This is a genomic window from Novosphingobium album (ex Liu et al. 2023) (genome assembly GCF_029076845.1).
In the GTDB taxonomy this organism is placed as follows: Bacteria; Pseudomonadota; Alphaproteobacteria; order Sphingomonadales; family Sphingomonadaceae; genus Novosphingobium.
Map to the genome: position 1 here is coordinate 1 of NZ_JARESE010000012.1, position 12,855 is coordinate 12,855.

The 12,855-nt window shown below is 64.5% G+C and carries 14 protein-coding genes; 5 read left to right on the forward strand and 9 right to left on the reverse strand.

All coding sequences use genetic code 11. The annotated features are described in order from the left end of the window. Window positions 1–143: 143 nt before the first annotated feature. Window positions 144–614 carry a DUF3800 domain-containing protein gene (locus PYV00_RS04460; protein WP_342803796.1) on the forward strand — a complete coding sequence of 157 codons (471 nt, stop codon included), beginning with the start codon at window positions 144–146 and terminating at the stop codon, window positions 612–614. 131 nt (window positions 615–745) lie between these two features. Here PYV00_RS04460 and PYV00_RS04465 read toward each other — a convergent pair whose 3' ends face one another. Beyond that, window positions 746–1,675: an IS1595 family transposase gene (locus PYV00_RS04465; RefSeq protein ID WP_275227060.1), complete on the reverse strand. Its 930-nt coding sequence runs from the start codon at window positions 1,673–1,675 to the stop codon at window positions 746–748. 135 nt (window positions 1,676–1,810) lie between these two features. Here PYV00_RS04465 and PYV00_RS04470 point away from each other — a divergent pair, with 135 nt between their 5' ends. Continuing rightward, window positions 1,811–2,008 carry a hypothetical protein gene (locus tag PYV00_RS04470; RefSeq protein WP_275227061.1) on the forward strand — a complete coding sequence of 66 codons (198 nt, stop codon included), beginning with the start codon at window positions 1,811–1,813 and terminating at the stop codon, window positions 2,006–2,008. Between the two features lie 32 nt (window positions 2,009–2,040). Here the strand turns inward: PYV00_RS04470 and PYV00_RS04475 are convergent, their stop codons facing one another. Then, window positions 2,041–2,241, reverse strand: coding sequence for a hypothetical protein (locus PYV00_RS04475; protein ID WP_275227062.1), 201 nt, complete (start codon window positions 2,239–2,241; stop codon window positions 2,041–2,043). Between the two features lie 283 nt (window positions 2,242–2,524). Here PYV00_RS04475 and PYV00_RS04480 point away from each other — a divergent pair, with 283 nt between their 5' ends. Continuing rightward, entirely contained in the window at window positions 2,525–3,367 is an 843-nt protein-coding gene (locus PYV00_RS04480; RefSeq protein ID WP_275227063.1) for a TauD/TfdA dioxygenase family protein, read from the forward strand. A gap of 84 nt (window positions 3,368–3,451) precedes the next feature. Further along, complete coding sequence (locus PYV00_RS04485; RefSeq protein WP_275227064.1) at window positions 3,452–4,072, forward strand: TetR/AcrR family transcriptional regulator; 621 nt, start codon at window positions 3,452–3,454, stop codon at window positions 4,070–4,072. Here the strand turns inward: PYV00_RS04485 and PYV00_RS04490 are convergent. Then, window positions 4,025–5,041, reverse strand: coding sequence for a helix-turn-helix transcriptional regulator (locus PYV00_RS04490; protein ID WP_275227065.1), 1,017 nt, complete (start codon window positions 5,039–5,041; stop codon window positions 4,025–4,027). The genes PYV00_RS04485 and PYV00_RS04490 overlap by 48 nt on opposite strands. A 20-nt stretch (window positions 5,042–5,061) precedes the next feature. Continuing rightward, window positions 5,062–5,817, reverse strand: coding sequence for an SDR family NAD(P)-dependent oxidoreductase (locus PYV00_RS04495; RefSeq protein ID WP_275227066.1), 756 nt, complete (start codon window positions 5,815–5,817; stop codon window positions 5,062–5,064). A 210-nt stretch (window positions 5,818–6,027) separates the two neighbouring features. On the opposite strand from PYV00_RS04495, the gene PYV00_RS04500 reads away from it, so the two are divergent. Continuing rightward, the gene (locus tag PYV00_RS04500; protein WP_275227067.1) at window positions 6,028–7,458 is read left to right on the forward strand and encodes an aromatic ring-hydroxylating oxygenase subunit alpha; all 1,431 of its coding nucleotides are present in this window, start codon (window positions 6,028–6,030) and stop codon (window positions 7,456–7,458) included. Between the two features lie 160 nt (window positions 7,459–7,618). Here PYV00_RS04500 and PYV00_RS04505 read toward each other — a convergent pair whose 3' ends face one another. Genes PYV00_RS04505 through PYV00_RS04525 form a run of 5 tightly spaced genes read right to left on the reverse strand, consistent with a single transcriptional unit; the run spans window position 7,619 to window position 12,782 of the window. Next, complete coding sequence (locus PYV00_RS04505; RefSeq protein WP_275227068.1) at window positions 7,619–8,791, reverse strand: acyl-CoA dehydrogenase family protein; 1,173 nt, start codon at window positions 8,789–8,791, stop codon at window positions 7,619–7,621. A gap of 2 nt (window positions 8,792–8,793) precedes the next feature. After that, window positions 8,794–10,002 carry a dihydrolipoamide acetyltransferase family protein gene (locus PYV00_RS04510; RefSeq protein WP_275227069.1) on the reverse strand — a complete coding sequence of 403 codons (1,209 nt, stop codon included), beginning with the start codon at window positions 10,000–10,002 and terminating at the stop codon, window positions 8,794–8,796. After that, window positions 10,003–10,797 carry an enoyl-CoA hydratase/isomerase family protein gene (locus PYV00_RS04515; protein ID WP_275227070.1) on the reverse strand — a complete coding sequence of 265 codons (795 nt, stop codon included), beginning with the start codon at window positions 10,795–10,797 and terminating at the stop codon, window positions 10,003–10,005. It lies immediately after the preceding gene. 3 nt (window positions 10,798–10,800) lie between these two features. After that, window positions 10,801–11,796, reverse strand: coding sequence for an alpha-ketoacid dehydrogenase subunit beta (locus PYV00_RS04520; RefSeq protein WP_275227071.1), 996 nt, complete (start codon window positions 11,794–11,796; stop codon window positions 10,801–10,803). Then, window positions 11,796–12,782, reverse strand: coding sequence for a thiamine pyrophosphate-dependent dehydrogenase E1 component subunit alpha (locus tag PYV00_RS04525; protein ID WP_275227072.1), 987 nt, complete (start codon window positions 12,780–12,782; stop codon window positions 11,796–11,798). Before PYV00_RS04525 ends, PYV00_RS04520 begins: the two co-directional genes overlap by 1 nt. Window positions 12,783–12,855: the final 73 nt, after the last annotated feature.

A 12,855-nucleotide genomic window follows, 5' to 3' on the forward strand; every position in this document is an offset into this window, starting at 1 on the left:
CTTCTCCGCCATCGCGCTCGCCGCCACCGTCATCTTCTGGCTATGACCAATGAGTCCTGACCCTAAGGCGCTATGCATTTCTCAATGAAGTCGGCGAGCAAATTGCCGTAGGCAACGGGGACTTAGTAGATAATCCTTACTTGATGGCATTCTACTTCTTCATGAACCAATTCCATTTCGGTCGTCATGAACCCTCAGTCGCTAGGGTAATCGACCCCAACGTAAGGGTTGATTTTGTATTTGATGACAGGGGTGAGAAGCGAAAAATCCTTGAAGCGTGGGATCGATACATAGCTCCCCATCGTGACAGGTTTGGAGCATTCCCAAGCTTCCAAAACGACATGGAGTTTTTGCCATTACAGGCGGCCGACCTCATCGCGTGGTGGGTGGGCAAATGGGCAGCAATGGGGTGCTTTAGGCGCGGCGGCCCTTCGCCCCCTGGCTTTCCTTGGTCGCAAAAAGTCGAGGTCCCCCATGTTGTCAATAAAGTCAGCGAGCTTTCCATAGCCCACTACTTGAAAAGCTATATTGAGTTGAACCGATGTGGCCCGGTGAGGCTTTTTGACAGAAAGAAAAACAAAGTTGTTCTCTTAGGGGCTCTTGCGACTGGATGATTTTACCAAGCCATCCAACGCCTTATCTGCCTCGGTGGGGCTTAGTTCGCCAGCGTCGATTAGCTTTTGGGCTTCGCGCCTGAACCGCTCACTCTGCTCCGCTTGCGTTTCGGTTTTTGATTTTTTCGGCATCAGGCCCTCGCACTAGCCGTTTGATAGGTGAGGCGCTTACCGATGATACCGGAAAGAAGCGCGTCGGCGCGATCAGCGTCGTTGCAGCCATGGGCAACGCGATTGTTATACCGGAACTCGAATTCGGCCAGATAACGGTGCAAGTGCTGCTCGCCACAGAACTGATAGACACCCTTCATGCCGCGCTTGAAGATGCTGAAATAGCCCTCCACGGTGTTGCTGTGGATGCTGCGATCCTCAAGGTTCACATATTCGCCCTTGCCGTGGCTGGTGGTGCCGTGACCGGCGAAGAATTTTCCGGCGTCCCGATAACCGCTGTGTTCGTCGGTCATCACGCGAGCTTCGCGGGCGACGTTGTCCAGAACGATCGGCATCAGGGTCTCAGCCTTCACGTTCTCAATAACCATGGTGCGGGCCTTGCCGCTGTCACGGTCTACCAGTGCCAGCACCTTCATCTTGTGATGGAAGGCACGGCGCTTCTCAACGCCTTTGAGCTGGCCAATGAAGGTCTCGTCCACTTCAACAACGCCGCCGCTGCCGCCGAACATGCTGGTGTCGTCCGAACGCATCGCCTCGCGAATGCGGTGCGACATAAACCAAGCGGTCTTGAGGGTGACGCCAAGGGTGCGATGAAGCTGGTTGCTCGAAATGCCCTTCTTGCTGCCGGCGATCAGGTACATCGCCTGAAGCCAGATATGCATTGCGACCTTGCTATCCTCGAAGATGGTGCCGATCTTCACGGTGAAGGGTTTGCGGCACTGGTAGCACTTGTATGCGCCAACGCGGGTGCTCTTGCCCTGCATTTTGCTGATGCGCTCGACGCCGCCACAGTGCGGGCAGACAGCGCCTTCCGGCCAGATGCGCGCCTCGACGTAGGCATAAGCGGCTTCTTCGCTGTGGAAGTGCGGAGCAGAAAGGGCGCTAGTCATGCATTCTGACTACGCCTTCTCGTTGGGTGCGTCAAGTATAATAACGCCAACTTTTTATGGGTTCACGGCCTAGTTGAAGGGATCCACCTATATGTTGGCTTCGAAAAACCGAGTGCTGCTCTTCCTCGGTCTCACATGTCTGACGACCGCGCCCTTCTGGGTCCTGCGCTGCACGAACGGTTCATGGAAGGCGAACGCGTCGTGTTCAGCGAGGAAACGGGGGCCGAGCAGTATCTAAAGCTGGTCGCAACTGGGCATCTGGATGACAGTTTGCTGGAAGCGTTGGAGGACTATATCAAGCGCCAGCGCAGGCGCCTTGGCATCCATAGCTGACAAATGAAAGCCCGGCCTAACCCGCCGGGCTTTCATTTGTCAGCTATGGCCTTGGCAATGATGGTAAGGGCCTCTTCGACCGCCATAACCTTGTCGGCGATCTGCTTGAGCGCCCACGCTTGCTCTATTTCCGCCCAGGCCACAGCCATCGAGGCGGAAATTTCCTCGTCCTGTGCGGCTTCGAGCGTGATACTTTGAACTTGGCCGCTCTGATTGAAAACGAATTTGGCCAAGACTGCCTCCACGGTTTGCTGGCAAACGCGTGAAGCAGGCCCTACGCCCTGTCAAGTTGGGTCACACAGGTATACAGGTCCCCCAATAATCCCCATCGGCCCGGTGGAGGGACGGAGGTTCACGGCGTTCCGCGAGGATGCGGGTGAAGCCGGCGGGCTTCCTTCGCTTGGGCACCGATCGGCTCTTGACAGCGCAGATCGACTAATTGATGGACGTTATGTCCGGCAAATTTGCCAGCCAGAGTCGGTGCTACGCAAGCCGGCCATCGCGCAGGAGAGAGGCATGAGATTCACCACTGTCGATTTGACTCCCAGGATCGGCACCGAAGTAAAGGCCGATCTTGCGGCTTTGCTCGATGGTTCGATAGCCCAAGAGCTGCGGGCCGTGCTCGAACAGCGCGGCGTCCTGCTGTTCAGGGGGGTCGACATGACCGACGAACAGCAACTCCAGTTCGCCAGGACACTGGGCAAGCCGCGCAACGAGCACGGCACCGACATCACCAAGGTCTCCTCGGACAAGACCAAGAGCCCAATCTTCGCCGAATATACGGAAGGCACCTACTTCTTCCATTTCGACGACACTTACATGGAATATCCGGCGCTCGCCTCGGTGCTGCGCTGCCGCGCGGTGGCGCCCGAGGGCGGCCAAACCGAATTCGCCAATACTTATGCGATCTACGATGACTTCTCGCCCGAGGAACAGGCCTGGCTCGACACGCTGGAAGCCGAGCACTCGCAGGAGTGCATCCAGCGCAAGGCCTTTCCCAACCCCACCGAATGGCAGCTGAGCCTGTGGGGTGAAGGCAAGATTCCGCCGACGATCCACCCGCTCGTCTGGCTTCACCGCACGGGCCGCAAGTCATTGCTGCTGGGCGAGACGATGAAGCGTATCGTCGGCCTGCCCGAGGACGAGAGCATCGCGCTGGTCAGGCGGCTGATGGCGCTCTCCGACCAGCGCAAATACATCTACCGGCACGAATGGCAGGTCGGCGACATTCTGATCTGGGACAATACCGGCACCGTCCACCGCGTGGTGCCATTCGACCTCGACTGCGGGCGCGAGCTCCAGCGCGTGAAGCTTGCAGGCGAAGAGCCTGTCAGGGCGGTCTCGCCGGTGCCCGCCTGAGCGGAGTGCCATTCAGCGACGCGGTTGCGTAACGATCACGTTCCTGCGAAGGGTTATCGCGCATTTTCAGCGCCGGAACCCCGCATGAGCTCGACCTCGGCTACGATGACCCGTTACAACACGCCGCTCCGGCAGGCTCAGCGCGATCTTACGCGTAGCCGGATCAAGAACGCCGCGCGCGACCTGTTTTACGACAAGCACTATGATACCACGACGATGGAGGAGATCGCCGAGGCCGCCGGCCTGCGCCGGTCGACCCTGTATCTCCACTACAAGGACAAGGCCGAGATCCTTGTCGATATCATCGTCGAATACACCCCCAAGGCAAAGGAGGTCCTGGCCACGCTCCCCGGCCCGCGGCCATCGCTGGACACAGTCCACGCCTGGGTGAAGCGCGTGGCGAAATTCGTCGCCAAGGAGCGCGCGCCACTGTCGATCATCCGCGAAGCGGAAGCTCGCAGCCGCGACGCCGCGGAATTCGATGCGGTCATCCAGGAACTGCTGCGCGCGATGGGCACCAGCAACCCGCGGTTCGCGGAGGCGGCCGAGCCAGGCGCCGATCCGATGCTGGGCGCGCGCGCGCTGATGCTGCTCGAAGAGCTGACTTATGCCTGCGGCGTGTTCATCCAGGAGCCCCGCAACGACCGTGCAAAGGCGCTACTCGCCGTGACGGCCGAGGATTTCCACACCTTCCTCGGCCAGTGATCCGTCCCGCCGCGGCGCGCGGCAAGTGCTGGGATTGAAGCGATAGACCCGCTTGAAGCGCCGGCTGAAATGCGCCGCGCTCTTGAAGCCCAGGGCATGGGCCACCTCGCTGACGGGAACTTCGCTCGCGGCCGAAGATGCCAGCCATTCCCTGGCCTTGGCCATGCGCTGCCCCCAGACCAGAGTTCTGAACGAGGTGCCATGCATCTGCAGCAGGCTGCTGAGATAGCGTGGCGATATCCCACAACCCCGGCATACCATCGCGGTGTTGAGATCGGGGTTGCACAAGTGGATCTCGATGAAACGCAGAACGCCCTGGATGCGACGCTGCGCGATCGTAAGCTTCTCCGCCACGGACTCGGACGGTTCGGTGACTATCTCGCCAACGAGCGACAGGGCCGCTTCGAGCAGGCGATGGCCGCTGTCGGGTGAGATCGGCTCCTCGGCGCCATGGATCTCCTCAAGGATGCGGCGGACCACGGCGACCCGCCCCGCCGCCGCCTTGGCAATGAAGCCGCAGGGAACGCTGTCGGGAATGAAGGCGCGGGCGATATGCGTCGGCACGGTCAGGTGAATGACCTCGTGCCGCTGGTCGCCGTCCGCCAGGCACTCCATGAAGAACGGCCGGGCCGAGCGCGTGAGCAGGAAGTCCCCCGCGCCCGCGATGCGATGTTCACCGCCTGCGGCCGAAATGCGGATGGCGCCGCGCCTGACGAACCACAGGACGGCCAGATCAATGCCGTCCTCGCGGATGTGGCGCGGCGTCCGCCGGAACGTCAGGCGCGATCTCGATCGCAGGCGGATGATCGAACTCGCGCCGATCGGCGCCTTGTCGGCAATCACCTCGATCGCCTCGGCGGCGTCTATCGCGTATTCGCCTTCGTAGTATTCATCCCGGTCCTGGCCGCGAAAGTGGCGCTGGCAATCGGCGAAGTTGCGCCGGTCGAACTGGAAGATGATCTCGGTCATGGCAGGAATCCCTCTTGGCGTCAGCCGATCGCCCGGCCGCCGTCGAGCACCAGTTCGCCGCCGGTCATGTAACTGCTCGCGTCGCTAGCCAGCCACAGGATGCCGGCGGCGATCTCCTCCGCCCGGCCCAGGCGGCCCAGCGGAACGTCGCGCGCGGCGAGGGCCTCAAGCGTGGTCTTGCGGCCCGGTGCCGGCGGGATCAGGTCATCCCAGATCGGCGTTTCGACCAGCCCGGGATGAACCGAGTTGACCCGCACCCCGTCGCCGGCGGCGGCGCATTCGAGCGCCACGGCCTTGGTGAACAACCGCACCGCGCCCTTGCTCGCCGCATAGGCGGCGGCATTGGCGGAAGGACGGATCCCGGCAATCGAAGAGACGTTTATCAGGCTACCGCCGCCGCTCTCACGCAGCAACGGCAGCATATGCTTGGTGCCAAGGAATACGCCATCGACGTTGACCCTCATCAACCGCTGCCAATCGTCCAGGCCCACGGCCGTGACCGGCTGGGGCGCCAGGACGATTCCCGCGTTGTTGACGAGCACGTCGAGCCCGCCAAACCGATCGCGAAGCTGAGCGGCGGCGGCGATCCAGTGAGCCTCGTTCGAGACGTCAAGCGTCAAGCGGTGCAACTCAGGATGCCTGTCGAGGCCCGCCGGATCGATATCGGCCGCAACCACTGTCGCGCCCTCGCGCGCGAGGCGCAACGCCGTCGCCAGACCGATGCCACTGGCCGCGCCGGTGACGAGCGCCACCCTGCCTTCGAGCGTCCCGGTCATGCCGTCACCCGGGCTTCGTTCGCATCGCGCCGGGCGCGCCGCTCGATCCCACTGCAACCTGCGCGTCCACGCCATCCTCCACCAAAGCCGGGCATCGCCCGTGTCGTTATTTGCCTCGGCTCGACGAAACAAGGAGACTTTTTGTATTTCATTACGACGACGTGTCCATATAATTCGTGGCAACACGCACAAAGCTGGATGAGGATCCGAATGCTGAAATCTTTCGACGGGGGCCTACGCCCCGTGCCCCACCCGATCGACGACCCCGAACGCATTCCCGTCCGGCGCTACCACGACCCGGCCTTCTACCAGGCCGAGCTTGATCACTTATGGCCCCAAGTCTGGCAGATGGCCTGCAGGCTCGAGCAGATTCCCGAGATCGGCGACTGGATCGAATATGAGAACCTCGGGAAATCGGTGCTGGTCGTTCGTACCCACGAAGGCGTGAAAGCGTTCCACAACGCCTGCCGCCATCGCGGCGTGCCGATCGCGGGCGGTTCGGGCGAGGCGCATGGCAATTGCGCCAGAGCCGGCTTCGTCTGCCCGTTCCACGGCTGGCGCTGGAACATGGATGGCAAGAACACCTTCGTCTATGGGCGCCACCTGTTCGCCGAACGGCAGCTTGGCGCCGCCGATCTCGATCTCGTGCCCTGCCGCAGCGAGGTGTGGGGCGGACTCGTCTGGATCAACCATGACGATGCTGCCGCCTCGGTCCGGGAATCGCTGGGGCCGCTGGCCGATCGCCTCGATGCGCATCACATGGACAAGCTGCGCGCCGAATGGTGCTATGGCACCGTTCTGCCGGCGAACTGGAAGCTCGCCATGGAAGCCTTCATGGAAGGCTACCACGTCGCCACGACTCACCCGCAGCTCCATCACACGCTCGAAGGGCTCTATCACGACATGTACGCTCCCGGCCTTGCCGAGAGCGGCGCCACGGCCGAAAATCGGCAGAAAGGCGCGCTGCCGGGCACGACCACGCGCCAGGCGATCGACGCCCAGTTCGCCCACCTCGAGGTCTTGAGCGAGGGCATGGCGGGGATGGTCCACGCCAAGGAAGTCGAGATCGCCCGCGAACTGCTCGACATCGACCTGCCCGACACGCCGAACGAGGCGGTGCCGATCTGGTTCGGCATGGTGATGAAGGCGATCAGCCAGCAGTTGGCTGCGAAGGGCGAGCCAGTGCCCGATCTGCTCGAAGTCGCGCGTTCCGCGCCGATCCGCGCGGTGGAATTCATGTTCCCGCACTATTTCGTGCTGCCGCTGTTCACCAGCATGGCCGCCTATCGCATCCGTCCGCTGGGCCCCGAAAGCTGCTTCTTCGAACTCTGGTCGCTGACCTTCTTTCCCGAAGGGGAGGAACCCGATCCCGTCATGGCGCCGACCATCCTGCCTTATGACAGCACCGAATTCCCGACGATCCCGCGGCAGGACTATTCGAACATCCCGATCCAGCAGCGCGGAATCCACGCCAAAGGCTTCGAGTTCATGCGCCTGTCACGCGAAGTCGAAGGAATGATCAGCAACTACCAGCGGCTGATCGACGGCTATCTCGCCGGCCTGCCGCAAGAACGGCTGGCCACGGCGCAGCACTTTCTTTGCGGCAACTTCGACAGCCGGATCGAGGACATCTGGGCCTGAAAGCCTGTTTGGAAATGCGCCATTCGGCGCATGGCCGCACCAGCCCGCTCCCCCACCCGGCCACCCAACAGCGGTATTCCATGGGTGGCCGGGTGGGGGACCGGGCTGGTACGGTCTTGGAATGCGATCTTCCGCGCATTTCCAAACAGGCTCTGAGCGTTCAGTAGGAGCGCGGCATACCGAGATCGTGCTGCGCGACGAAGTTGAGCACCATTTCCTCGGAGATCGGCGCGATGCGGAACAGGCGCGCGTCGCGCCACAGCCGTTCGGCATGGTATTCCTTGGAATAGCCCATGCCGCCCATCGTCTGGATCGCGCGGTCGGTGGCTTGGCCCGCGGCATGGCCAGCAAGCCACTTGCCCATGTTCGCCTCGCTGCCATAGGGCTGGCCCGCATCATGCAGCGCGGCCGCCTTGTAATTCATCAGCCGCGCGCATTCGGCCTGGATATGCGATTCCGCCAGTGGGAACTGGATCGCCTGATAACCGCCGATCGGCTGGCCGCCGAAGACCTTGCGCTCCTTGGCATAGTCGATCGCCAGCCTGGCGGCGAGTTCGGCCGTGCCGACGAGGCCGGCGGTGGTGACGATCCGTTCGGTGTTGAGCACGTCGAGCAGCTGGCGAAAGCCGCCGTGCAGCGTACCGACCAGTTCGTGCGGATCGACACGGACATTGTCGAAATAGATGAAGCTCGATGGCAGCGTGCGCGTGCCCAGCTTGTCGATTGCCTGATGGGTCAGCCCTTCGCGCTCGCGGTCGATGACGAAAAGGCTGAGGCCGTCGGTCTTGCCGCGCGATTGCGCCAGCGTCTTGGTGCGCGCGATCACCAGCAGCTTGTGCGCCTGGGGCACGGCGGTGATCCACACCTTTTGCCCCGAAAGCCGCCAGCCGTCGCCATCTTCGGCGGCGAAAGTCTGTATCTCCAGCGTATTGCTGCCCGCGTTGGGCTCGGTCAGGCCCATGGCGAACATCAGCTCGCCCCCGACGAGCTTGGGCAGCATCTCGGCCTTCTGCTCCTCGTTGGCCAGCCGCGCCAGGGTGACGCCGCCGAAGATCGGATTGAGCATGAACATCTGGCTCAGCGTCACCCCGCCGCCGCCGGCACAGAGGTTTTCGACGCAGATCGCCAGCTCCAGCATCCCCAGGCCCGAGCCGCCGTACTGCTGGGGGACGGCCACGCCGCACAGCCCCGCATCGCAGATCGCCTGCCATATCTCGGACGGGAATGCCTTGTCGGCGTCAAGCGCGCGCCAGTAATCGAGCCCGAACTTCTCGCCGATGCGCCGCGCCGTCTCGGCGAGCATCCGCTGCTCGTCGGTGAGTGCGAAATCCATGGTCAGCTTTCCTTTCGGGGCCGGCGCAGCAGCGTGGCCGAAGTTTCGAGTTGCCTGCACACCGCCTGAAGGAAACGGGCCGCCAGCGCGCCGTCGATCACCCGGTGATCGCAGGAGAGCGCAAGATGGAGAACCTGCCGCAGCACCGGCCGCCCCTCCGCGTCGGCACGGAAAGTCGGCTGGGCGGCCCCGACGCCCAGGATGCTCGACTGGCCAGGATTGATGATCGGCACCAGCCCGGTCGCCCCGAACATGCCGACGTTGGAAACGCTAATCGCGCCGCCTTCAAGGTCTTGCGGCGCCAGCCGTCCGGCACGCGCGCGCGCGATGACTGCCTCGGCCGCGGCGGCGACCTCGTCCAGCGTCGCATCCCCCAGATCGCGCACCACGGGCGCCACCAGCCCCTTTGGACCTTCGACCGCCATGCCGACGTCGATCGTCGCCAGTTCGCGCAGGCGCTCGTCCGCCCAGACGCGGTTCATCGACGGGTATCCCCGCAGCGTGCGCGCCAGGGCGGCGGCGACGAAACTGTTGACCGTCAGCCTGACCCGGCCCTGCTCGCCGTTGAGCTGCTCGCGCAAGGCCAGCAGGTCGGTGATATCGGCATCGGCAAAGACATAGAAATGCGGGATGTCGCGCTTCGCTTCGGCCAGTCTGCGCGCGGCAACGCGCTGGTAGGGACCAAGCTCGTGGACCGTGTCGTGTACAGGCGACGGTGCCACGGGCGGCGACGGTGCCACGGGCGGCGACGGTGCAGCCGGCAGCGAGGGCGCGGCCGGCGCACCCGATCCGCCCCTGGCTGCCACGTCCTCCGCCATGATCCGCCCCCGTGGTCCGCTCCCGGCAACGGTGGCAAGGTCCAGTCCGGCCCTGGCGGCCATGCGCCGGGCCAGGGGCGTGGCGACGATCCGGGCCGGAATCGGGAGGGCCACGGGCGTCGCCTCGGCCGCGGCTTCCGCTGGCTTGCCGTCCGTCCGCAGGGACAGGACCACGGCGCCGACCGGCAGCACATCGCCTTCGGCGGCATGCAGCCGGGCGACGATGCCGTTCACTGGCGCCTCGATCTCGTTCGAGATCTTGTCGGTCTCGACCACGAAGATGACATCACCCGACGACACGGCATCACCAGGCGCGACTTTCCATTCCGCGAGCACCCCCTCGGTCATCGTCAGGCCCAGCTTGGGCATCACCACGGATTGGAGCGCGGCCACTCAGCGCCCCTCGAATTCCGCGGGCCGCTTCTCGAGAAAAGCCTTGCAACCTTCGTGCGCGTCCCGGCTGTCGAGCACGAGCCCGATCATCGCCTGTTCGTGGCGCAGCGCGGCCGACGGCGGCATCTCGGCACCATCGCGCAACGCGCGCTTGAGCAGGCGCAGCGTCATGGCCGACTTGGCGGCAAGCTTCGCCCCCATCGCCAGCGCGGCGTCCACCACCTCGCCATCCTCGACCACCGCGTTGACCAGACCGATCCGGTGGGCTTCCTCGGCGCTGATCCGCTCGCCCAGGAACATCAGCTCGCGCGCCTTGCACGGGCTGACCTGGCGCAGCAGCCGCTGCGAGCCGCCCGCGCCGGGAAACAGCCCCAGCGTGATCTCGGGCAGGCCGAGCATGGCCGAGCGCGCGACCACGCGCAGATCGGTGCAGAGCAGCAGCTCGGTCCCGCCGCCAAGCGCCCAACCGTTGACCGCGGCCACGGTCGGCTTGTCGAGCGCTTCGATCAGGGAAAACACCGCATGGATGCGCTCGCCGAATTCGAGATAGTGGGCAAGGCCCTGCCGGCTTTCGAGGTCGGCGATGTCGCCGCCCGCGACGAAGGCCTTGCCGGCCCCCGTGAAGACGATGGCCTTCACCGCCGGATCGGCAGCGGCGCGCTTCACCGCGGCTTCGAGCGCGTCGAGCGTCGGCAGGTCGAGCGCGTTGAGCGTCTTGGGCCGATTGATCGTCAACAGGGCCACGCCGTCCCCGACTTCATGGAGCACGGCCGCATCGGATGAAATTTCGGACATCTCTCAAGCCTCTTGTGAAAACTCGCGGCCCATGGCCTTGCGGATCGCGGCGACCACTTGCGCGGCCGATGGCTGGTATGCCGCCTCCAGCCCCTTGGCGAAGGGCACCGGCATGAAGGGCGCGCCGACCCGGACAATCGGCCCGTCAAGCTCGTCGAACCCGACATCGGCCATGCGCGCGGCGATTTCCGCGCCCACGCCAAAGGCCTCAACCGCCTCGTGCACGATCACCAGGCGATGGGTTCTGGCAAGCGATGCGAGCACGGTCGCTTCGTCCCAGGGCTGGATCGTGCGCAAGTCGATCACTTCGACCGACGTGCCTTCGGCCGCGAGCCCATCGGCAGCCGCGAGCGCGAGATGGACCGCGGCGCCATAGCAGACGACAGTGGCATCGCGCCCGTCGCGCAGCACCGCCGCCTGTCCCAGCGGCAGCACGGCAAGATCGTCCGGCGCATCCCACTTGCGCGCATAGAGCCCCTTGTGCTCGACGAAGACGACCGGATCGGGATCGGCGATGGCGCCGCGCAGCAGGCCATAGGCGCTCGCCGCATCGGACGGGCAGACGACCTTGAGGCCCGGAACATGCGCGAACCAGGCCTCAAGGCATTGCGAATGCTGCGGCCCGGCGCTGAGACCGCCGCCGTGCGGCGTGCGCAGGACGATCGGCAGCGAGCACTGCCCCCCGAACATGAAACGCGCCTTGGCCGCCTGATTGACCATGGCATCCATCGTCAACGTCGCGAAGTCCATGAACATGATCTCGAACACGGGCTTGAGCCCGCCCATCGCCGCGCCGACCGCGGCACCGGCGATCGTCGCTTCCGAAATGGGCGTATCGATGACCCGCCCGGCCCCGAACCTGTCGAGGAGGCCTCGGGTGACGCCGAAGGAGCCGCCGGCCCCGGCAATGTCCTCGCCCATGACGATAACGTCGCCATCTTCGGCCATGGCGTCGGCCAGGGCGCGGTTCAGCGCGGCACCGTAGCGCAGGTCGGCCATCAGCACGCTTCTCCAAGGACAAGGGGCGTATAGACATCGGCGCGGGCCGCCGCGAAGCTGGCCGGGCCGCTGGCGCGGGCCTTGGTCACGGCCGCGTCGATGCGCGCGCGAACTTCGTCGGCGATGGCGGCAAGCTCGCTTTCGGCGATCCCCTGGGCCCGCAACCGCGCCTCGGCGATCGCGATCGGATCGCGCGCGTCACCCTCGTCGGCCGTGCGATACTTCTGGGCATCGCCTTCGAAATGGCCGCGCACGCGGGTGGTGCGGCATTCGAGGAGGACCGGCCCGGTTCCGCCACGCACCAGCGCCACCGCCTTTTCCGCCGCTTCGGCGACGGCTACCACGTCGTTGCCGTCCACGCCGACGCAAGGCACGCCGTAGGCGGCACTCCACGCTTCGAGGTCGAAGGCGATCTGGCGGGCGGAAGGCGAGAACTCGCTCCAGCCATTGGCCTCGCAGACGAACAGGACCGGCAGCTTCCACAGCGCGGCCATGTTGAAGCTTTCGTGCAGCACACCTTCGGCCAGCGCGCCGTCGCCGAAGAACGAGACCGCGATGTGCCCGGTCCCGCGGTTGCGGTGGGCGAGCGCCGAGCCAAGCGCGATCGGCACGCCGGCACCGACGATCCCGTTCGCACCGAGCATTCCGACGCGCATGTCGGCCACATGCATCGACCCTCCCCGGCCGCCGCACACCCCATCGGCGCGCGCGAGAAGTTCGGCGAAGAAGCCGTCAAGCGGGATACCCTTGGCCAGGGCATGGCCATGGCCGCGATGCGTGGAGGCGATCGTGTCCTGCGTCCCGAGCACGCTCATCACCCCGACCGACACGGCTTCCTGCCCGATGCCGAGATGGATGAAGCCGGGCACCTCGCCATCGGCGAAAAGCTGGCCGAGCCGCTCCTCGCATTGCCGGATCAGCTGTAGCGCTTCGTAGAAGGGCAGCAGGCCGCCGTGGTTGGATGTCGGCTTCTGGGCTTTCGCCACGATTCTCTCCCGGATTGCAAGACAGCGTGTATTATAATATGAATTATGAGTCACTAGTCATAATTTGGGTGAG